Origin of the sequence: Microcella sp., assembly GCF_030645145.1 — a bacterium.
Lineage (GTDB): Bacteria > Actinomycetota > Actinomycetes > Actinomycetales > Microbacteriaceae > Microcella.
Map to the genome: position 1 here is coordinate 26,232 of NZ_JAUSMI010000141.1, position 19,764 is coordinate 45,995.

Sequence of the window (19,764 nt, forward strand, 5' to 3'; positions counted from 1 at the left end):
ACAAGCACAGAATCGTACTCTCCTTCGCACGGACATCCGTGCTCAGAGAGTGCTCAGCCAGTTCCCGAGGAGTCGGAGACCGGCCTCCCCCGATTTCTCGGGGTGGAACTGCGTCGCGCTCAGCGGGCCGTTCTCGACCGCAGCGACGAAGCGCCCGCCGTGATCGGCCCACGTGATCGCGGGCGCCGGGATCTTCGGGTTCGTGATCTCGAGCGTCCAGTCGCGGGCGGCGTAGGAGTGCACGAAGTAGAAGCGCTCGTCGTGGAGGCTCTCGAACAGTCGCGAGTCGGCCGGGGCGTCGACGGTGTTCCAGCCCATGTGCGGGAGGACGGGGGCGTCGAGCTCGGAGACCGTGCCCGGCCACTGCCCGAGGCCCTCGCTCACGACGCCGCGCTCGTCTCCGCGCTCGAACAGCACCTGCATGCCGACGCAGATGCCGAGCACGGGTCGCCCACCGGCGAGCCGCCGGTCGATCATCTCGTCGCCCCGCACGGCGCGCAGCGCGCCCATGACCGCACCGAACGCGCCGACGCCGGGGACGAGCAGGCCGTCCGCGTCGCGGACGCGCCCGCGGTCGGCGGAGAGGGAGACGCGCGCGCCGGCGGCCTCGAGCGCCTTCGCGGCCGAGTGGATGTTGCCGGAGCCGTAGTCGAGGACGACGACGCTGGGACGCTCGCTCACGATCAGAGCGCGCCCTTGGTGGACGGCACGCCCTGCACGCGCGCATCGGGCGCCACGGCCTGTCGGAACGCGCGCGCGAACGCCTTGAACTCGGCCTCGGCGATGTGGTGCGGGTCGCGGCCGGCGAGCACGGTCAGGTGCACGGTGAGACCGGCGTGCATCGTGATCGCCTCGAAGACGTGGCGCACCATCGAGCCCGTGAAGTGGCCGCCGATGAGGTGGAGCTCGAAGCCGGCGGGCTCGCCGGAGTGCACGAGGTACGGGCGTCCGGAGACGTCGACGACCGCCTGCGCGAGGGCGTCGTCGAGCGGCACGAGGGCGTCACCGAAGCGCGCTATGCCGGTCTTGTCGCCGAGCGCTGTGCGGATCGCCTGGCCGAGGACGATGCCCGTGTCCTCCACCGTGTGGTGCACGTCGATCGCGGTGTCGCCGTGCGCCTCGACCGTCAGGTCGACGAGCGCGTGCTTCGCGAACGCCGTCAGCATGTGGTCGAAGAACGGCACGGTCGTCGAGATCGACGACTGGCCGCTCCCGTCGAGATCGATCGAGAGGCGGATGCTCGACTCGCTCGTCTCGCGACGGAGCTCGGCAGTGCGGGGGGAGGTCACCGCTCGATCCTACCGAGCACGTCGAGGAACTCGGTCGTCTCGGCCTCGGTGCCCGCGGTGACGCGGAGGTGGTGCGGGATCCCCAGATCGCGGATGAGGATGTCGTGCTCGAGGAGCCGCTCGAAGGTCGCGTGCGGATCGGTCACCCCGCCGAAGAGGACGAAGTTCGCCCAGCTCTCGTGCGGCGCGTAGCCGAGGCGCGCGAGCTCGGAGTCGAGGCGGTCGCGCTGCTCGCGGATCGCGCCGACGGTCGCGAGCATCGCCGGGGCGTGCTCGAGCGCCGCCACTGCCGCCGCCTGCGTGAGAGCGGAGAGGTGGTACGGCAGGCGCACGAGCCGCAGGGCGTCGATCACCGCAGGGTCGGCGACGAGGTACCCGAGCCGGCCCCCGGCGAAGGCGAAGGCCTTGCTCATCGTGCGCGACACGACGAGGCGCGGGCGCCCCTCGAGCAGGCTCAGGGCGGAGGGCTCCCCCTCCGGCATGAACTCGGCGTAGGCCTCGTCGACCAGGACGATCCCGCGGCTCGCCTCGTACACCGCGGCGATCGCCTCGAGATCGAGCGGAGTGCCCGTCGGGTTGTTCGGCGCGCACAGGAAGACGAGATCAGGGTCGGTGCGCTCGACGGCCGCGGCGGCCGTCTCAGGGCTCAGCCGGTAGTCGTCGTCGCGGGCGCCCTCGACCCACTGCGTGCCGGTGCCGGCCGCGATGATCGCGTGCATCGAGTACGTCGGGGGGAAGCCCAGGACGCGTCGCCCCGGGCCGCCGAACGCCTGCAGGATGTGCTGGATGACCTCGTTCGAGCCGTTCGCCGCCCAGATCTGCTCGGGCGCGACTCCGCCTCCGAGGTAGCCGGCGAGGTGCTCGCGGAGGAGAGTGAACTCGCGGTCGGGGTAGCGATTGATGCTGCGCATCTCGCGCTCGATCGCCGCCGTCACGTGCGCGATGACCTCCGGGGGCACCGGGTGGGTGTTCTCGTTGACGTTGAGAGCGATGCGGACGGGCTTCTGCGGGGCGCCGTACGGCGTCAGACCGCGCAGGTCGTCGCGGATGGGGAGGTCGGCGAGGGACGTCACTCCGTCAATGCTAGGCGCTCGCGGCGGCCCGCCTGTCGGGTGCCCGCTCAGTCGGCGTAGGCCGCGGGGAGCACGAGCGCCTGGCCCGGCTCGACCGAGCCGCCGGCGAGGTCGTTGACCGCGATGATGTCGGCGACGACGTCGGCGGGGTTCGCCTCGGGGGCCACGATCGCGGCGATCTGCCAGAGCGACTGGCCGGCCTCGACCGTGATGCTCGCGGGCGCGGAGGTCGCGGCGTTCGACGAGGTGGCGGTGGCCGCCGCCCCGCTGAGGGCCGCGGCGAAGATGCCGACGACGAGCGGGGCGGCGACGAGGCCCGTGAGGACCATGCGGCCGCGGCGCGTGATGCGGAGGCGCGTGCGGGGGGCTGCGGTCTCGGCGAGTGCGATGGCGGTCATGGAGTCCTCCTGGGTTCCTCGAGGTGAGGATGTCGACAGGCCCCCGGCGGCGGGGACCGCCGGGGATGCAGCGCCCCTCGGCCGGGAGGAGCTCTGCGAACCTGTGTTCCGAACATACATTCGATCGAACAGAGATTCAAGACTTCGAGGCCCTTTTCGCCCAGTTCGTGCGCGACACGTTCGAACGGGTGTTTGAATGCGCCGCCTCGGGCGGATAGAGTTTCGAAGACTCACCGATCACTCCACCAGTGACCACCGACATTCCTCCCCGACCGCTTCGGAACGGAGCCCCTCATGGCCGATGACCTCGCCGACGCGGCGTCCGCCCCCTCCACTCGCCGCCGGACCACGCTGAGCGACAAGCAGCGCGCGATCCTCGGGGTCATCCAGGCGTCCGTCGCTCAGCGCGGCTATCCGCCGTCGATGCGCGAGATCGGCGACGCCGTGGGGCTGTCGTCGATGTCGAGCGTGTCGCACCAGCTGGGGCAGCTCGAGCTCAGCGGCTACCTGCGCCGCGACCCGAACCGGCCGCGCGCCCTCGAGGTCCTCATCGATCTCGAGAGCACGGCATCCCCCTCATCGGACGCGCCCACGGGGCCGTCCGTCGGCGACGCGGCCATGGTGCCGCTCGTCGGCCGGATCGCCGCGGGAATCCCGATCACGGCCGACCAGCAGGTCGAGGAGGTCTTCCCCCTCCCCCGCCAGCTCGTCGGCAAGGGCGAGCTGTTCATGCTCAAGGTCGTCGGCGACTCGATGATCGACGCCGCCATCTGCGACGGCGACTGGGTCGTCGTGCGCCAGCAGAGCACGGCGGAGAACGGCGAGATCGTCGCCGCCATGCTCGACGACGAGGCGACCGTCAAGGTCTTCAAGCAGCGCGACGGCCACACGTGGCTGCTGCCGCGGAACTCGGCGTTCGAGCCGATCGTCGGCGACTACGCGACGATCCTCGGCAAGATCGTGGCGGTCCTGCGCTCGGTCTGAGCCTGCGCCGCAGCTCGCGCCGTGGCCGGACGAGCGACCGTCGCGGTCGCCGTCAGGCCTCGACGACGACGAACGGCTCGAACGGCCCCGTGAACTGCGGGTCGATGAGCGCGTGGACGCGCGTGCCGCGCTCGTCGTACTCGGTCGAGATCACGCGCCCGCGCTCGTGCAGCAGCGCCACGAGCTCGCCGCGCTCGAACGGGATCAGCAGCGCGAGCTCGACCTCGGGGTTCGGCAGCAGCTCGGCGATGCGCGCGCGCAGCTCGTCGATGCCCTCGCCCGTCTTCGCCGAGACGAACACGGCCGTGGGCTCGAGTCCGCGGAGCACGAGCCGTGCGTCGTCGTCGAGGAGGTCGGCCTTGTTGAACACGATGATCTCGGGCAGATGGCGGGCCTCGACCTCGCCGATGACGTTGCGGACCGTCGCGATCTGCGCCGCCGGGTCGGGGTGGGCGCCGTCGACGACGTGCACGATGACGTCCGACTCGGCGATCTCCTCGAGCGTCGAGCGGAACGCCTCCACGAGCTGGTGCGGCAGGTTCCGCACGAAGCCGACGGTGTCGGCGAGGGTGAACGGCCGACCGTCGGGGGTCGACGACTTGCGCACCGTCGCATCGAGGGTCGCGAACAGGGCGTTCTCGACCAGCACGCCCGCGCGCGTGATGCGGTTGAGCAGGCTCGACTTGCCCGCGTTCGTGTAGCCCGCGATCGCGACGCTCGGCACGGTGAACCGGTCTCGATTGGCGCGCTTGGCGGCGCGAGCCGGCGCGAAGCCCTTGATCTGCTTGCGCAGCTTCGCCATGCGGGTGTGGATGCGGCGGCGGTCGAGCTCCATCTTCGTCTCACCCGGACCGCGGCTGCCCATGCCCGCGCCGGCCGAGCCGACCTGGCCGCCGGCCTGGCGCGACATCGACTCGCCCCAGCCGCGCAGGCGCGGCAGGAGGTACTCGAGCTGCGCGAGCTCGACCTGCGCCTTGCCTTCGCGGCTCTTGGCGTGCTGGCTGAAGATGTCGAGGATGACGGCCGTGCGGTCGATGACCTTGACCTTCACGACGTCCTCGAGCGCGCGCCGCTGGCTCGGGGCGAGCTCGGTGTCGGCGATCACGGTGTCGGCGCCGAGCTCGGCGACGATGAGCGCGAGCTCGGCCGCCTTGCCCTTGCCGAGGTAGGTGCTCGGGTCGGGGTGCGGGCGGCGCTGCAGCAGACCGTCGAGCACGACAGCGCCCGCGGTCTCGGCGAGGGCCGCGAGCTCGCGCAGCGAGTTCTCGGCGTCGGCGATCGAGCCGCCCGAGTAGACGCCGATGAGGACGACGTTCTCGAGGCGCAGCTGCCGGTACTCGACCTCGGTGACGTCGTCGAGCTCGGTGGAGAGTCCGCGGACGCGGCGCAGCGCGGCGCGGTCCTCGCGGTCGAACTGGTCGCCGTCGCGATCGCTCAGGTACGAGTCGTCGTCCTGCAGGGCCGATGCGCGGCCGCCGTGGAGCGAGACCGATCGCGCGCGGAAATCGGCGTTCGCGAGGACGCGCGCCACGGCATCCCCCTCGGCGTCATCGCCGATCGGGAGCTCGCGGGGGTCGTCAGCGCCGGGGGCGGTGCTCTGGTCGCTCATCCGCTTCACCATACTCTCTTGCCATTCGGTAGATTCTGCCCATGTCCTCCGACCACTACTTCAGCGCGCAGCCGAGCAGTGACATGGTCGTCAAGACGCTCCCCGTGACTCTCGCGGGGCGGGCGCTCGAGGTGCAGACGGCCGGAGGAGTCTTCAGCCCGGGCGGCCTCGACGTCGGCACGCGCGTGCTGCTCGGGTCCGTTCCGCCGCCTCCGCCGGGCGGGAATCTGCTCGACCTCGGGTGCGGGTGGGGGCCGATCGCCCTGTCGCTCGCGCTCGAATCGCCGCGCGCGACGGTGTGGGCGGTCGACGTGAACGAGCGCGCGCTCGACCTCACGCGACGCAACGCCGAGAGCCTCGGCCTCACGAACATCAACGCCGTGCGGCCGGAGGATGTTCCCGCTGAGCTGACGTTCCGCACGATCTGGTCGAACCCGCCGATCCGGGTCGGCAAGAACGAGCTGCACGGCATGCTGAGCGCGTGGCTGCCGCGCATCGCCGACGCATCGGACGCGTGGCTCGTCGTCGCCCGCAACCTCGGCTCGGACTCGCTCCAGCGCTGGATCGAGGCCGAGCACGGCGACCTGCTGCGGGTCCAGCGCGCCGCGACGAGCAAGGGCTTCCGCGTCCTGCGCGTGCGGCGCAGGGGCGCAGCGACCGGGGCGATCCCGGTCATCGGCGAATCGGTGTCGCCGGTCGCCTGACCGGCGCGAACCGGTCTCAGACGCGCAGCTCGCCCTCGAAGACGAGCTCGGCCGGGCCGCTCAGCGCGACGTGCTCGCCGTCCTCGGCCGCGAATATCCGCACCCCCAGCACGCCGCCCGGGACCTCGACGCGCCACTCGTCGGGCGCGTGCGGCCCCGCCCAGTGCCGCACCGCGAGCGCGGCCGCGACGGCCCCCGTGCCGCACGAGAGCGTCTCGCCGCTCCCCCGCTCGTGCACGCGCATCCGGATGCGCCCGATGCCGTCGACGACGAGCGGATCGCGCGGGACGACGAACTCAACGTTGGCCCCCGCGGGCGGCGCGGGCTCGAGCTCGGGGGCGCGAGTCAGGTCGATCTCGGCGAGCTCGTCATCACTCGCGACCGCGACGACGATGTGCGGGTTGCCGACGTTGATGCCGAGACCCGGTCGCGCCACGGGCAGCTCGCGGGCGCGCACGAGCGGCTCGCCGCCGTCGAGTCGCCAGCGGCCGAGGTCGGCGGCGAAGCCGTCGGTGAGGCGCTGCACGTCGCGCACGCCGGCGCGCGTGCCGATCGCGATCGACTGACCGGACTCGAGCTCGGCGAGCCCCGTCTCGAGGAGGTACTTCACGAAGACCCGGATGCCGTTGCCGCACATCTCGCTGATGCTGCCGTCGCTGTTGACGTAGTCCATGAACCACTCGGCGTCCGGATCCTCCGCGAGAGCTGCGGCGCCGTCGGGCAGGTGGGCGGAGCGCACCGCGCGGATCACGCCGTCGGCGCCCACCCCGAAGCGTCGGTCGGCGATCGCGGCGAGCTGCTCGGAGCTCAGCCCGTGCTCGCCCTCCGGGTCGGCGTAGAGCACGAAGTCGTTGCCCGTGCCGTGCCCTTTGGTGAAACGGATGCTCGCGGCCATTCCCCGAGTCTACGGCGCGGTCAGGCGGCGTCCCCGGCCCCGCCGCCCGGCTCGAGGGCGGCGAGCACGCGATCCTCGGCCCGCTGCGCGAGCGCGGGATCGAGCGCGTCGAACCACTCGATCGTCCCGTCCCGGCGGAACCAGCTCATCTGACGCCGGGCGTACCGCCGGGTCAGCGCGGCGGTCTCGGCGATCGCTGCGGCCTCATCGCAGTCGCCCCGCAGCTGCGCGAGAGCCTGCGCGTACCCGATCGCGCGACTCGCGGTCGCGCCGCGCTCGAGCCCGCGGTCGCGCAGCCCCCGCACCTCGTCGAGCAGGCCGAGCCGCCACATGCGGGCGACTCGCTCGTCGAGCCGCGCGGTCAGGAGCGAGCGCTCGAGGGAGAGCCCGAGCTGCACGTGGGGCCGCCAGGGGGTGTCGCGGGCGGCGAGGCCGACGCTGAAGGGCTCACCGGTGAGCTCGATGACCTCGAGGGCCCGGATGATGCGCCGCGCGTTGTGCGGCCCGATCGCCTCCGCGGCGTCGGGGTCTCGGCGGGCGAGCTCGAGGTAGAGCTCGGTCGTGCCGCGCTCCGCGTGCGTCGTCTCCCACCTCGCGCGGATCTCCGGGTCGGTGCCGGGGAAGCGGAAGTCGGTGAGCACGGCGGCGAGGTAGAGCATGGAGCCGCCGACGAGGATGGGCACGGCTCCTCGCGCGAGGATCCCCTCGATCGCGCTCCGGGCATCCTGCTGATAGCGCGCGACGGAGGCCTCGTCGGTGACCTCGAGGACGTCGAGCAGGTGGTGCGGGATGCCGCGGCGCTCGACGGGGAGGAGCTTCGCGGTGCCGATGTCCATGCCGCGGTAGAGCTGCATCGCGTCGCCGTTGACGATCTCGGCGGGGCGGCCGCGCCCGGCGAGGCGCTCGGCGATCGCGAGACCCAGTTCGCTCTTGCCGGTGCCGGTCGCGCCGACGACCGCGATGATCACAGCAGCGGGCCGCGCTCTCCGTCGCCGGCATCGTAGATCGGGCTCGTCGCGACCCGGAGGGTCGGGAGGCCGAGCGCGACGCGCGGAGCGGAGCCGGCCGCGCCGTTCGCCCCGGCACCGGTGGAGGCTGCGCTCGGGACGCCGCAGCTCTCGGCCTGCTGGCGATCCCACGCGTCGCCGGCGCGCGTGCGCCGGACGCGCAGCGGCGCGGTCTCGTCGGCGATGAGGTGGAAGGGCGCCGCGTGCGTGATCGTCGCCGTGACGATGTCGCCCGGTCGGGGCCGCTCGCGCCCTGCGGGGACGGCCACGTGGACGAGCCGGCTGTCCTCCGCGCGACCGGAGAGCCGCTCGGTCGCGGAGTCCTTCCTGCCCTCGCCCGAGGCGACGAGCACGTGGACCTCGCGGCCGACCTGGCGCTGGTTCTCCTCGAGGCTGACGCGCTCCTGAAGGGCGACGAGGCGCTCGTAGCGCTCCTGCACGACGGCCTTCGGCACCTGGTCGGGCATGGTCGCGGCGGGAGTGCCCTCGCGGATGGAGTACTGGAAGGTGAACGCGCTCGCGAATCGCGCCTGCTCGACGACGCGGAGGGTGTCGGCGAAGTCCTCCTCCGTCTCGCCGGGGAAGCCGACGATGATGTCGGTGCTGATCGCGGCGTCCGGGATGCGCGCGCGCACCCGATCGAGGATGCCCAGGAACTTCTCGCTCCGGTACGAGCGCCGCATCGCTTTGAGCACGCGGTCGGAGCCGGACTGCAGCGGCATGTGGAGCTGCGGCATAACCGCCGGGGTCTCGGCCATCGCATCGATGACGTCGTCGGTGAAGGCGGCCGGGTGCGGGCTCGTGAAGCGGATGCGCTCGAGCCCCTCGATGCCGCCGGCTGCACGCAGGAGCTTGCCGAAGGCCAGGCGGTCGCCGAACTCGACGCCGTAGGAGTTCACGTTCTGGCCGAGGAGCGTGACCTCGATCGCGCCGTCGTCGACGAGCGCCTGGATCTCGGCGAGGATGTCGCCGGGGCGGCGGTCCTTCTCCTTGCCGCGGAGGGCGGGGACGATGCAGAAGGTGCACGTGTTGTTGCAGCCGACCGAGATGCTCACCCAGCCGCTGTGGCTCGACTCACGACGCGTCGGGAGCGTGGAGGGGAACACCTCGAGGGACTCGAGGATCTCGAGCTGCGCCTCGCCGTTGTGGCGGGCCCGCTCGAGCAGCGCCGGGAGCGAGCCCATGTTGTGGGTGCCGAAGACGACGTCGACGTAGGGCGCCTTCTCGAGGATGACGGCCTTGTCCTTCTGCGCGAGGCAGCCGCCGACGGCGATCTGGAGGTCGCCGCCGCGCTCGCGCTTGACGCTCGCGAGGTGGCCGAGGTTGCCGTAGAGCTTGTTGTCCGCGTTCTCGCGCACGGCGCACGTGTTGATCACGACGACGTCGGCCGGGGCGCCGGACTCCGCCCGCCGGTAGCCGGCCTCCTCGAGCGAGCCGCTCAGCCGCTCGGAGTCGTGGACGTTCATCTGGCAGCCGTACGTGCGCACCTCGTAGGTGCGGACGCGGCCGGACTGGGATGCCCGGGCTGTGCCGAGCTCGTCGACGGAGCCGAGTTCAGGACGCGGAAGGGTCGTGCTCATGGTGTCTCGAGTGTACGGCGGGGGCTCACTCGAACTCGACGCGACGGGGACCGTCTCCCGCGGCCGCTCGGCCGGAGCCGGACCCCCGCGAACCGAAGCCGCCGCTGCCCCCGTTGCGGGAGCCGAAGCCTCCGCTTCCCCCACGGGATCCGAAGCCTCCGCGCGACCCGAACCCGCTCGCGCGAGGAGCTCGCTCGAAACCCGCCTCGTCGAGCGCGGCCCGGACGGCGTCGCGCGCGGCGGAGCCGCCGTGGCCCTTGCGGGCGAGGTAGGAGAGAAGCCGTCGCTCGGCCGTCTCGCGGTCGAGGACGCCGATGCGGCGCATGCGATCATCGACGAGCGCCGTGATGAGCGCGCCCTCGTCATCGGGCTCCTGCTGAGCGAGCGCGGACTCGATCGCGCGGGGGTCGATGCGACGCCGTACGAGCTCGGCGCGCAGCGCCGTCGGGCCGAGCTTCTTGCGGTCGACGAGACGGTCGACGAGCGTCGCAGCGAGGGCCTCGTCGTCGATGAGTCCGACGCCCTCGAGGCGCTCGACCTCGGCCTGGACGACGATCGGGTCGATCTCGCGCCGCGTCAGCAGGTCGACGACCTCCGCGCGCGACATGCCGCGTCGGCCGAGCGCGTGGAGGCTGACGTTCTCCGCCCGCTTCTCATCGGCCTCCCGGACGCCGGGCAGGAACGCGACGTTGTCGGCGTCCTGCCCGGTCCCGGAGGTCGGGGCTGGCATGATCAGGCGCCCGCCGCCTTGCGCTGCGCGATCTTCTGCTGGATCGAGTCGACCGGCGCCGCCTCGACCGCGGCAGGAGCCGCACCGATGCCGAGCTTCGCGAGGATCTTCTTCTCGATCTCCTCCGCCACCGTCGGGTTCTCGAGGAGGTAGCGACGTGCGTTCTCCTTGCCCTGGCCGAGCTGGTCGCCGTCGTAGGTGTACCAGGCGCCCGACTTGCGGACGATCTCGTGCTCGACGCCGAAGTCGATCAGGCTGCCCTCGCGGGAGATGCCGATGCCGTAGAGGATATCGAACTCGGCCTGCTTGAAGGGCGGGGCCATCTTGTTCTTCACGACCTTGACGCGCGTGCGGTTTCCGACAGCCTCGGTGCCATCCTTCAGCGTCTCGATGCGGCGGATGTCGAGGCGGACCGAGGCGTAGAACTTGAGCGCCTTGCCGCCCGCCGTCGTCTCGGGGCTGCCGAAGAACACGCCGATCTTCTCGCGGAGCTGGTTGATGAAGATCATCGACGTCTGGGTCTGGCTGAGCCCACCGGTGAGCTTGCGCAGGGCCTGCGACATGAGGCGGGCCTGGAGGCCGACGTGGGAGTCGCCCATCTCGCCCTCGATCTCGGCCCGGGGCACGAGCGCCGCGACCGAGTCGATCACGACGAGGTCGATCGAGCCCGACCGCACGAGCATGTCGGCGATCTCGAGCGCCTGCTCGCCCGTGTCGGGCTGCGAGACCAGGAGTTGGTCGATGTCGACGCCGAGCTTCTTGGCGTAGTCGGGGTCGAGGGCGTGCTCCGCGTCGATGAAGGCCGCGATGCCGCCGGCGCGCTGCACATTGGCGATCGCGTGGAGAGTGAGCGTCGTCTTTCCCGAGGACTCGGGGCCGTAGATCTCGATGATGCGGCCCTTGGGGAGGCCGCCGATGCCGAGGGCGACGTCGAGGGCGATCGACCCGGTCGGGATGACCGCGACAGGAGCGCGCTCATCCGAGCCGAGGCGCATGACGCTGCCCTTGCCGAACTGTCGATCGATCTGGGCGAGAGCGGTCTCGAGGGCCTTCTCGCGGTCTGCGGGTGAGGGCATTGCGGTCTCCTTCGCGTAGTGAGCTGCTGCCTGTCGGCTGCCGCGCGACGACGAGCCGATGGAGCCGGGCTGATCGCTCTGCGACAAGGCGGTGACGACGATCGCCGACGAGGACGACGGTACGCACGACCCCCGACATCGGGGGCTTTCGTACGGGATCCGTGCACCACTCGTGTTCGAGAGCCGCTGTGGAGGAGTCTACGCGCGAACCGAACGGATGTTCGAATGAATGACGGGTCGGCGTGTCACGCCGAAGCGCGCACCCGTCGCCCCTCGGGCACGAGCGCGGGTACGAGCGCGGAGTCGCTCAGCGGCGAGGCTCGGGCCGTCCCGCGCCGTACCAGCGCTCGCGCGGGACATCCATCTCGGCGCACAGCGCGAACCAGATGTCGCGCGGCGCGACGCCCGCGGAGAGCGCCTGCTCGGCGGTGCGCTCGCCGAGCGGCGTGAGGACCAGATCGCGCACGAGCGTGCGCCCGTAGGCCTCGCCGAACTCGTCGACGACGGCGCGGGAGAACTCGCTGCGGGTCACCCGACCACCCTAGTCAGGGCCGTCGAGGCGCTGCGGACGCGGAACAGCCCCGCCGGCGAGCCGGCGGGGCTGAGGACCCGAGCAGGACGACTAGCGGACCGCGAGGTCGGCGTCGAACTCCGCGACGAGCTCGTCGGGGAGGGTGTCGGGAACGGTCGTGAGGCCTTCGATGACGGCGAGGCGGTCGCCCACCTCGCGCATGATGACCGAGATCGGGGTGTCGAGGGCGTCGGCGACCGAGGCGAGGATCTCGCTGCTGGCCTCCTTCTGCCCGCGCTCGACCTCGCTGAGGTAGCCGAGAGCGACGCTCGCGCGACTGGCGACCTGGCGGAGGGTGCGGCCCTTCTGCAGGCGGACATCGCGGAGGACCTCACCGATTTCCTGTCGGACGAGAACCATGGGTGCCTCCTTCTTCTGCCTGAACTCGCGGTCGGTGCGGGCACCGGGTGGATCACTGTATCCCACCGCCGAGTGCCTCGACTCTAACCGGCTGCGCCTGGATGACGCGTGTCAGTCTGCTGTCTGTAACACGACCGTCACCACAGCTATTCCCGCGAGTCGACGAAGTTGAGCCTCCCCGACTCAGCCCTGCGAGTGGGCAGCCAGACGCTCCCGCAGGAGGGCGAGCACCGCCGCGACGGAGGCCTCGCGGATCGTCGCGCGATCGCCCTCGAGCCGCAGCTCCCGCACCTCCGTGCCCGCGTCATCCGCGATCGCGACGAACACGAGCCCGACCGGGGCGTCCCCCTGGGCATCCGGCCCGGCGACCCCGGTCGTCGCGAGACCGACATCGGCCGGGACGCCCTCGACGGCGGCCGCGCGGCGCACGCCCTCGGCCATCGCCCCGGCGACGGCCGGATCGACCGGACCGCGCGCGGCAAGAAGGCCCGCGTCGACGCCGAGCAGGGACGACTTGAGCGGCGTCGCATAGGCGACGACGCCGCCGCGGACGACCGCGGAGGCTCCGGGGACGTCGACGAGGGCGGCCAGGACGCGGCCGCCCGTGAGCGACTCGGCGACCGCGACCGTGCGATGCGCGGCCGTCAGCCGACGCACGACCTCGGCAGCGGCATCCGCCCCGCCCGATCGCGGCGTCGGGATCACTCGGCCCGGCGGTTCTGCACGCGGGCCTGACGGAGGTAGTCAAGACCCGTGACGACCGTCAGGACCACGGCGGCCGTCATGAGGGCGCCGTTGAGCCAGTGCACCCACTCGCCGAGGAGGTTCCACAGCGGGAGGAGGGCGAACGAGATCGCGACCGACTGCACGACCGTCTTGAGCTTGCCGCCGCGCGAGGCGGGGATGACGCGGTCGCGGAGCATGAGGAAGCGGAAGAGCGTGATGCCCCACTCGCGCACGAGGATCACCGCCACGACCCACCAGGGAAGCTCGGCGAGGACGGCGAGCATGACCAGGGCGGCGCCCGTGAGCACCTTGTCGGCGATCGGATCGAGCAGCACGCCGAGATCGGTCACGAGATTGCGGCTGCGCGCGAGGTGCCCGTCGAGACTGTCGGTCGCGATCGCGACGATGAACAGGATCGCGGCAGCGACGCGGAAGGCGCCGTCGGTGCCGCCGTCGAGGAGGAGCAGGACGACGAAGAGCGGGGCGAGGAGGATGCGCACGACCGTGATGATGTTCGCCACGTTGCCGGTCGAGGCCGGCGTCTCACCCGCGCTCACGACGCGGCCGCGCATCGCGAACGAGCGGCTCGCGGCCGAAGCGGCGGCGTCGGGGCCGCCCGTCGTCTCGTCGTCCGAGGCGTCGGAGCGCGGCATGGTGTCCTCTCGTCGAGCCCGGCCGCGGCTCAGTCGCGACCGGTGAGCCCCCAGGCGTCCTCATCGGGTTCGCCCTCGACCTCAGGATACCCCCGGGTCATCTCGTCGACCGGATCGCTCCCGAGGGCGACGGATGCGCCCGCGGCCGCGCCGCTCGAGCCGCCGGCGGCCGAGGAGCCGCTCGGCGCGTCGTCGCCCCGCAGCCGCGCGAGGACCTCCGGCAGCTGCTCGGGGGTGACGAGGACGTCGCGCGCCTTAGACCCCTCCGAGGGGCCGACGATGTCGCGCGACTCCAGGAGGTCCATGAGCCGCCCCGCCTTCGCGAACCCGACGCGGAGCTTGCGCTGCAGCATCGAGGTCGAGCCGAACTGCGTGCCGACGATGAGCTCGGTCGCCGCGAGCAGCAGCTCGAGGTCATCGCCGATGTCGGCGTCGATCTGCTTCTTCTCGGCCTCGACGGCGACGTCGTTCCGGTACTCGGGGCGGGCCTGCTTCTTGACGTGGTCGACGACCGCGGCGATCTCTGGCTCGGTGACCCACGCGCCCTGGACGCGCACGGCCTTGCTCGCGCCCATCGGCAGGAAGAGGCCGTCGCCCTGGCCGATGAGCTTGTCGGCGCCGGGCTGGTCGAGGATGACGCGGCTGTCGGTCATGCTCGAGACCGCGAAGGCGAGACGGCTAGGGACGTTCGCCTTGATGAGGCCCGTCACGACGTCGACGCTCGGTCGCTGCGTCGCGAGGACGAGGTGGATGCCGCTCGCGCGGGCGAGCTGCGTGATGCGGACGATCGAGTCCTCGACGTCGCGCGGGGCGACCATCATGAGGTCGGCGAGCTCGTCGACGACGACGAGCAGGTAGGGGTACGGCTGCAGCTGGCGCTTGCTGCCCTCCGGCAGGACGATCTCGTCGGCGAGCACGGCGCGGTTGAAGTCGTCGATGTGGCGGAACCCGAACGACGCGAGGTCGTCGTACCGCATGTCCATCTCCTTCACGACCCACTGCAGCGCCTCGGCCGCCTTCTTCGGGCTCGTGATGATGGGCGTGATGAGGTGCGGGACGCCCTGGTACGCCGCGAGCTCGACGCGCTTCGGGTCGATGAGCACCATGCGCACCTCGGCGGGCTTGGCGCGCATGAGGAGGCTCGTGATCATCGAGTTGATGAAGCTCGACTTGCCGGAGCCGGTCGAGCCGGCGACGAGGAGGTGCGGCATCTTGGCGAGGTTCGCGACGACGTAGCCGCCCTCGACGTCCTTGCCGACGCCGATCGTCATCGGGTGCAGCGCCTTGCCGGCCGCGCTCGAGCGCAGCACGTCGCCGAGCGAGACGACCTCGCGGTCGACGTTCGGGATCTCGACGCCGATCGCGCTCTTGCCCGGGATCGGCGAGAGGATGTTGACCTCGTTGCTCGCGACCGCGTATGAGATGTTCCTCGTGAGCGCCGTGAAGCGCTCGACCTTCACTCCCGGGCCGAGCTCGATCTCGTAGCGCGTGACCGAGGGGCCGCGGCTGAAGCCCGTGACGCGCGCGTCGACCTGGAACTGCGTCAGCACCTCCGTGATCGCCGCGACGACCGCGTCGTTCGCCGCGCTGCGCGCCTTCGGCGGCGTGCCGGGGGCGAGAACGGATGCGGCGGGCAGCCGGTAGGGCGGGCTCGCCTTCGCGATCGGCGGGGGTGCGAACTCGCCCGCCTCGCCCTTCTCGCTCGCCGTCGTCGGGAGGCCCGGGAGGATCGCCGGCTCCGCATCCTCGCGGACGCCGGAGGGGTGCGCGGGCTGCTCGCCCGTGACGCGCTGGATCGCCTGCTCGGCCTGGTCGAAAACGGCCGCGAGGTCGCCCGTCGCCTTGGCCACGGCATCCGCCCCGATGACGTCGGTGGGCTGGTCGCGCTCGACGGGCGTGTCGAAGGCGGGGACCTCGGCGCGCGGGCGGCCCTTGCGCCACCACGGCATCGAGGAGGTGTCCTCCATGTCGAGACCGAGCTCGCTGAAGCTGCCGAACTCGGGGGCGATCGCGTCGTCGGCGGCTTTGGTCTTGCGATCGCGCGTGCGCTCGGGAAGCTCGGCGCCGAAGAGGTAGGCGTACAGCTCGCCGAGGCGCTCTCGGATGCGGTTCGGCGGCGTCTTCGTCATGATCAGCACCGACAGGAACGCGATCACGACGAGCGCAGGGATCGCGACCCAGATCGTCGCGAGCAGGAGCGCGCCGCCGAGGAGCCAGCCGATCACGCCGCCCGCCTGGGCGAGGACGAGCGCGCCCTCCGTCGGCTGCGGGGCGCCGAGTGCGATGTGGCACAGACCGCTCACGCTCGCGATCAGGAGGCCGAGGCCGATGCCGATGCGCGTGTTGTCGTGGACGCTCGCCGGGTGGCGGAAGAGCCATGCCGCGAACAGCACCATGATGACGGGCAGGGCGAAGGCGACGCGGCCGACGAGCCCGCCGAAGGTGTAGGCGTCGAGCGCGAGAGCGACCGGATCGGTCGGCGTGAACCACTCGACGATCGCGCCGATGACGGCGAGCACCACGATGAGGAAGGGCACGCCGTCACGACGCTCCTCCTTCGCGAGGGTCTCCTTCCCGAGCACGCGGAAGGCCCCGCCGGTCAGGTGCGCGAGGCCCATCCAGGCGCTCGAGAGGATGCCCGGCTGCTCGCTCGGCGGAGCGGGCAGCCTCTTCGTGGGCTGCGTGCGCGCGCTCGGCTTCTTCGCCGCCGCAGAACCGCGCGGCGTCGAGGTGCGCGGGCGCGACGATGTGCGACTGGACGAAGCCATGGGGTCACGGTACCCGCGACCACCGACGCGGCCCGGCCCGACACGCTCGCGCGGACGGGAGCGCGAGCGCGAGGCGCGGCGTCAGGCGCCGCTGGGTCAGGCGCCGCAGACGCCGACGAGGTTGCCGCTCGCCGCCACCGAGAACACGCCGAGGTCGGGGGTCACCGCGTGGATGTAGACGACGGTGCCCGCTCGTCCCTCCCAGTAGTCCCCCTCGATGTCCGGCGCGTTCTTCGCGACCTCGATCTGCAGGATCCCGAGTGCTCCCTCGACGACGTGGATGTCGGTGAGGTACTCGGGGACGACCGTCGCGCCGGGGTGCGCCGCCGCGATGCTCGCGCCCGGGTCGCCGATGCGGACTCCCCCGTCGGTCGGGATGTCGGCTGAGTAGAGGTCGATCCGGTTCACGACACCGGTGTCGCGATCGACGTCGACGCCGAAGGCCGCCCCGGGGCCGTAGGCGGGCGAGCTCGCGGCGTAGGCGGGGTCGGTGCGCCACAGCTCGGCCCCCGGATCACCCGGCGCGATGCCGAAGTCCTCGCCCGTGACGGCGTCGGTGCAGCCCTCGGGCTCGAAAGAGACGAGGGATGTCGCGGGGTCGTCGTCGGGCGGCGAGCTCAGCCCCAGCGGGCCGAGGCCGTCTGCGCTCAGGACGAGCTCCGCGAGGGCGGGGCGCGTCGGATCCGGCGACGGAGTCGGGGACGCCGAGGGCTCGGCGCTCGGCGAGACGTCGACGCTCGCGCTCGGCGAGGCGACGGGCTCGACGGTCGGGCCGCACGCCGCGAGGGCGAGGAGGAGCGCTCCTGCGAGCGCCCCGTCCATCGCCCGACGTCGGACCTGCGGACGGATCATGCGCAGACCGTACTCCCGCTCCTCGCGCCGCGGGAAGGGGGCGTTGGTCCCGAACCGGTCTCGATCAGGCGACGATGACGACCGGCACGATCATGGGCCGGCGGCGGTGCTGCGTGTTGACCCAGCGACCCACGACGCGGCGCACGACCTGGCTGAACACGTGGCTGTCGCGCGTGCCGTTCTCGGCCGCCTCCGTGAGCGCCTTCTCGATCTGCGGGATGACCGCGTCGAACACGCTGTCGTCGGGGGCGAACCCGCGGGCGTGCAGCTCGGGGCCGACGACGACACGGCCGGTCTGAGCATCCACCGCCACGAAGATGGAGATGAAGCCCTCCTCGGCGAGGATGCGGCGGTCCTTGAGATCGGCGTCGGTGATCTGGCCGACCGTCGAGCCGTCGACGTACACCTCGCCCAGATCGAGCTGGCCGACGATGCGGGCGACGCCGTCGCGCAGGTCGACGATCGTGCCGTTCTCGGCGAGGATCGTGCGCTCCTCGGCGATGCCGGTCTCGATCGCGAGCTGCTGGTTCGCGTAGAGGTGGCGCGCCTCGCCGTGAACGGGCATGACGTTCTTCGGGCGGACGATGTTGTAGCAGTAGAGCAGCTCGCCCGCGGCCGCGTGTCCCGAGACGTGCACCTTGGCGTTGCCCTTGTGCACCACGGTCGCGCCGAGCGAGATGAGGCCGTTGATGACGCGGTAGACGGCGTTCTCATTGCCCGGGATGAGACTCGACGCGAGGATGACCGTGTCGCCCTTGCCGACCTCCACCTGGTGGTCGAGATTCGCCATGCGCGCGAGCACCGCCATCGGCTCGCCCTGCGACCCGGTCGACATGTAGACGATCTGGTCGTCGGGCAGGTTGGCTGCCTTCTTGTAATCGATGAGGATGCCCTCCGGCACCTTCAGATAGCCGAGCTCGGCCGCGATGCCCATGTTGCGGACCATGCTCCGACCCATGAGGGCGACCTTGCGGCCGTTCGCGGCCGCGGCGTCGAGCACCTGCTGGACGCGGTGCACGTGGCTGGAGAAGCTCGCGACGATGACGCGACGAGGGGCCTTGGCGATGACGGTCTCGAGCACCGCGCCGATGTCGCGCTCCCTCGGGGTGAAGCCGGGGACATCCGCATTCGTGGAGTCGGTCATGAACAGGTCGATGCCGGCCTCGCCGAGGCGGGCGAACGCGCGCAGGTCGGTGATGCGGCCGTCCATCGGCAGCTGGTCCATCTTGAAGTCGCCCGTGTGCAGCACGGTGCCCGCGACGGTGCGGATCGCGACGGCGAGCGCGTCGGGGATCGAGTGGTTGACAGCGACGAACTCGAGGTCGAAGGGGCCGAGCTTCTCCTGCTGGCCCTCCTTGACGGTGAGCGTGTACGGCTGGATGCGGTGCTCCTTGAGCTTCGCCTCGATGAGGGCGAGCGTGAGCGTCGAGCCGATGAGGGGGATGTCGTTGCGCAGCCGCAGGAGGTACGGAACGGCGCCGATGTGGTCCTCGTGGCCGTGCGTCAGGACGACGCCGAGGACGTCGTCGAGGCGCTCGCGGATGGGCGAGAAGTCGGGGAGGATCAGGTCGACGCCCGGCTGGTGCTCCTCGGGGAAGAGCACGCCGCAGTCGACGATGAGCAGCTTTCCGTCGATCTCGAAGACGGCCATGTTGCGGCCGACCTCGCCGAGCCCGCCGAGCGGCGTGACGCGGAGGGTTCCGGGTTCGAGGGCGGGGGCATCTTCGATGGCATGGGGCACGGGTGGACCTCGTATCTGTTGGCGAGGCCCGGGCGGGCCTCTTCGTGGCGGGGCCTCGCGCCCCGGGATGACGCTGTTATCGGGTGGTGCCGGCCACCTTGGGCAGGGCACCGCCGGCCGCCGCATTGCGGTCGGGTCGGAAGGTTCGCAGGTCGACGCCGTCGATGTCGCGCACGAGCGCCATCTCGTCCTCGATGATCGCCGCCTCGTGATCCTCGGGGCCGACGAGCGGCAGGCGCACGCGGGGCGACCCGATGCGGCCGAGCCCGTGGAGCACGTACTTCGTCGCGACCGTGCCGGGCACGTGCGTCATGAGCGCGCGCACGAGGGGCTCGAGCCGCTGGTGCTCGGCCGTCGCCGTCGCGAGGTCGTTCGCGTTGACGGCGTTGACGATCGCGCGGTAGCTCGCCGGGGCGACGTTCGCGGTGACGCCGATGAGCCCCGTGCCTCCGATCGCGAGCGTGGGCAGTACGTTGGCGTCGTCGCCGGCGAAGTACATCAGGTCGGTCTGGTTCATGACCCGGCTGACCTCGCTCAGGTCGCCCTTCGCGTCCTTGACGGCGAGGATGTTCGGGTGCTTCGCGGCGCGGAGGATCGTCTCGTACTTAATCTCGATGCCCGCACGACCGGGGATGTCGTAGAGGATCACCGGGAGGTCGGTCGCGTCGGCGATCATGCGGAAGTGCGTGAGCACGCCCGCCTGGGTCGGCTTGTTGTAGTAGGGCGTGACGATCATGACGCCGTCGGC

At 71.6% G+C, this 19,764-nt stretch carries 20 protein-coding genes; 2 read left to right on the forward strand and 18 right to left on the reverse strand.

Going from position 1 to position 19,764, the window contains the following annotated elements:
• Positions 1 to 42: 42 nt before the first annotated feature.
• The 4 genes from hisH to Q7T15_RS09630 are packed head-to-tail and all read right to left on the reverse strand — an operon-like array spanning position 43 to position 2,760.
• A complete protein-coding gene (hisH, locus tag Q7T15_RS09615; protein ID WP_304695684.1) occupies positions 43 to 681 on the reverse strand; it encodes an imidazole glycerol phosphate synthase subunit HisH in 639 nt (212 codons plus the stop codon).
• A 2-nt stretch (positions 682 to 683) separates the two neighbouring features.
• A complete protein-coding gene (hisB, locus tag Q7T15_RS09620) occupies positions 684 to 1,289 on the reverse strand; it encodes an imidazoleglycerol-phosphate dehydratase HisB (protein WP_304695686.1) in 606 nt (201 codons plus the stop codon).
• Entirely contained in the window at positions 1,286 to 2,362 is a 1,077-nt protein-coding gene (locus Q7T15_RS09625) for a histidinol-phosphate transaminase (RefSeq protein ID WP_304695688.1), read from the reverse strand. Before Q7T15_RS09625 ends, hisB begins: the two co-directional genes overlap by 4 nt.
• A 47-nt stretch (positions 2,363 to 2,409) precedes the next feature.
• Positions 2,410 to 2,760 carry a LysM peptidoglycan-binding domain-containing protein gene (locus Q7T15_RS09630; RefSeq protein WP_304695690.1) on the reverse strand — a complete coding sequence of 117 codons (351 nt, stop codon included), beginning with the start codon at positions 2,758 to 2,760 and terminating at the stop codon, positions 2,410 to 2,412.
• 294 nt (positions 2,761 to 3,054) lie between these two features.
• Between Q7T15_RS09630 and lexA the strand changes: the two genes are divergently transcribed.
• On the forward strand, positions 3,055 to 3,744 hold the full coding sequence (gene lexA / locus Q7T15_RS09635) for a transcriptional repressor LexA (RefSeq protein WP_304695692.1): 690 nt from the start codon (positions 3,055 to 3,057) through the stop codon (positions 3,742 to 3,744).
• Positions 3,745 to 3,796: 52 nt separating this feature from the next.
• Here the strand turns inward: lexA and hflX are convergent, their stop codons facing one another.
• On the reverse strand, positions 3,797 to 5,353 hold the full coding sequence (hflX, locus tag Q7T15_RS09640) for a GTPase HflX (RefSeq protein ID WP_304695694.1): 1,557 nt from the start codon (positions 5,351 to 5,353) through the stop codon (positions 3,797 to 3,799).
• Positions 5,354 to 5,394: 41 nt separating this feature from the next.
• On the opposite strand from hflX, the gene Q7T15_RS09645 reads away from it, so the two are divergent.
• On the forward strand, positions 5,395 to 6,057 hold the full coding sequence (locus Q7T15_RS09645; protein WP_304695696.1) for a class I SAM-dependent methyltransferase: 663 nt from the start codon (positions 5,395 to 5,397) through the stop codon (positions 6,055 to 6,057).
• A gap of 16 nt (positions 6,058 to 6,073) precedes the next feature.
• Here Q7T15_RS09645 and dapF read toward each other — a convergent pair whose 3' ends face one another.
• From dapF to Q7T15_RS09710, 13 genes are all read right to left on the reverse strand, one after another.
• Positions 6,074 to 6,952 (reverse strand): diaminopimelate epimerase, encoded by an 879-nt coding sequence (gene dapF, locus Q7T15_RS09650; RefSeq protein WP_304695698.1) that lies wholly within the window; start codon positions 6,950 to 6,952, stop codon positions 6,074 to 6,076.
• A gap of 20 nt (positions 6,953 to 6,972) precedes the next feature.
• Positions 6,973 to 7,920: a tRNA (adenosine(37)-N6)-dimethylallyltransferase MiaA gene (gene miaA / locus Q7T15_RS09655; RefSeq protein WP_304695700.1), complete on the reverse strand. Its 948-nt coding sequence runs from the start codon at positions 7,918 to 7,920 to the stop codon at positions 6,973 to 6,975.
• On the reverse strand, positions 7,917 to 9,539 hold the full coding sequence (gene miaB / locus Q7T15_RS09660; protein ID WP_304695702.1) for a tRNA (N6-isopentenyl adenosine(37)-C2)-methylthiotransferase MiaB: 1,623 nt from the start codon (positions 9,537 to 9,539) through the stop codon (positions 7,917 to 7,919). The genes miaA and miaB overlap by 4 nt, the downstream gene beginning before the upstream one ends.
• Positions 9,540 to 9,564: 25 nt before the next feature.
• Positions 9,565 to 10,269 carry a regulatory protein RecX gene (locus tag Q7T15_RS09665; protein ID WP_304695704.1) on the reverse strand — a complete coding sequence of 235 codons (705 nt, stop codon included), beginning with the start codon at positions 10,267 to 10,269 and terminating at the stop codon, positions 9,565 to 9,567.
• Between the two features lie 2 nt (positions 10,270 to 10,271).
• A complete protein-coding gene (gene recA, locus Q7T15_RS09670; protein WP_304695706.1) occupies positions 10,272 to 11,345 on the reverse strand; it encodes a recombinase RecA in 1,074 nt (357 codons plus the stop codon).
• Positions 11,346 to 11,652: 307 nt separating this feature from the next.
• A complete protein-coding gene (locus Q7T15_RS09675) occupies positions 11,653 to 11,877 on the reverse strand; it encodes a DUF3046 domain-containing protein (RefSeq protein WP_304695708.1) in 225 nt (74 codons plus the stop codon).
• Positions 11,878 to 11,967: 90 nt separating this feature from the next.
• The gene (locus Q7T15_RS09680) at positions 11,968 to 12,276 is read right to left on the reverse strand and encodes a helix-turn-helix domain-containing protein (RefSeq protein WP_304695710.1); all 309 of its coding nucleotides are present in this window, start codon (positions 12,274 to 12,276) and stop codon (positions 11,968 to 11,970) included.
• A gap of 183 nt (positions 12,277 to 12,459) precedes the next feature.
• On the reverse strand, positions 12,460 to 12,978 hold the full coding sequence (locus Q7T15_RS09685; RefSeq protein WP_370689136.1) for a CinA family protein: 519 nt from the start codon (positions 12,976 to 12,978) through the stop codon (positions 12,460 to 12,462).
• Complete coding sequence (gene pgsA / locus Q7T15_RS09690) at positions 12,978 to 13,574, reverse strand: CDP-diacylglycerol--glycerol-3-phosphate 3-phosphatidyltransferase (protein WP_304695728.1); 597 nt, start codon at positions 13,572 to 13,574, stop codon at positions 12,978 to 12,980. The genes Q7T15_RS09685 and pgsA overlap by 1 nt, the downstream gene beginning before the upstream one ends.
• Positions 13,575 to 13,684: 110 nt before the next feature.
• Entirely contained in the window at positions 13,685 to 16,423 is a 2,739-nt protein-coding gene (locus Q7T15_RS09695) for a DNA translocase FtsK (protein WP_304695714.1), read from the reverse strand.
• Positions 16,424 to 16,519: 96 nt separating this feature from the next.
• The gene (locus Q7T15_RS09700; protein WP_304695716.1) at positions 16,520 to 17,275 is read right to left on the reverse strand and encodes a hypothetical protein; all 756 of its coding nucleotides are present in this window, start codon (positions 17,273 to 17,275) and stop codon (positions 16,520 to 16,522) included.
• 64 nt (positions 17,276 to 17,339) lie between these two features.
• Positions 17,340 to 19,016, reverse strand: a complete 1,677-nt coding sequence (locus Q7T15_RS09705; RefSeq protein ID WP_304695718.1) for a ribonuclease J — start codon at positions 19,014 to 19,016, stop codon at positions 17,340 to 17,342.
• 76 nt (positions 19,017 to 19,092) lie between these two features.
• The coding region (locus Q7T15_RS09710) for a dihydrodipicolinate synthase family protein (RefSeq protein WP_304695720.1) at positions 19,093 to 19,764 on the reverse strand (672 nt) is incomplete at its 5' end.

What these genes read in the sequence shown, in the direction of transcription:
- Q7T15_RS09630 (WP_304695690.1), bottom strand. Translation starts at nt 2,760, where the DNA reads ATGACCGCCATCGCACTCGCCGAGACCGCAGCCCCCCGCACGCGCCTC.
- lexA (WP_304695692.1), top strand. Translation starts at nt 3,055, where the DNA reads ATGGCCGATGACCTCGCCGACGCGGCGTCCGCCCCCTCCACTCGCCGC.
- hflX (WP_304695694.1), bottom strand. Translation starts at nt 5,353, where the DNA reads ATGAGCGACCAGAGCACCGCCCCCGGCGCTGACGACCCCCGCGAGCTC.
- Q7T15_RS09645 (WP_304695696.1), top strand. Translation starts at nt 5,395, where the DNA reads ATGTCCTCCGACCACTACTTCAGCGCGCAGCCGAGCAGTGACATGGTC.
- dapF (WP_304695698.1), bottom strand. Translation starts at nt 6,952, where the DNA reads ATGGCCGCGAGCATCCGTTTCACCAAAGGGCACGGCACGGGCAACGAC.
- miaB (WP_304695702.1), bottom strand. Translation starts at nt 9,539, where the DNA reads ATGAGCACGACCCTTCCGCGTCCTGAACTCGGCTCCGTCGACGAGCTC.
- Q7T15_RS09665 (WP_304695704.1), bottom strand. Translation starts at nt 10,269, where the DNA reads ATGCCAGCCCCGACCTCCGGGACCGGGCAGGACGCCGACAACGTCGCG.
- recA (WP_304695706.1), bottom strand. Translation starts at nt 11,345, where the DNA reads ATGCCCTCACCCGCAGACCGCGAGAAGGCCCTCGAGACCGCTCTCGCC.
- Q7T15_RS09680 (WP_304695710.1), bottom strand. Translation starts at nt 12,276, where the DNA reads ATGGTTCTCGTCCGACAGGAAATCGGTGAGGTCCTCCGCGATGTCCGC.
- pgsA (WP_304695728.1), bottom strand. Translation starts at nt 13,574, where the DNA reads ATGCGCGGCCGCGTCGTGAGCGCGGGTGAGACGCCGGCCTCGACCGGC.
- Q7T15_RS09695 (WP_304695714.1), bottom strand. Translation starts at nt 16,423, where the DNA reads ATGGCTTCGTCCAGTCGCACATCGTCGCGCCCGCGCACCTCGACGCCG.
- Q7T15_RS09700 (WP_304695716.1), bottom strand. Translation starts at nt 17,275, where the DNA reads ATGATCCGTCCGCAGGTCCGACGTCGGGCGATGGACGGGGCGCTCGCA.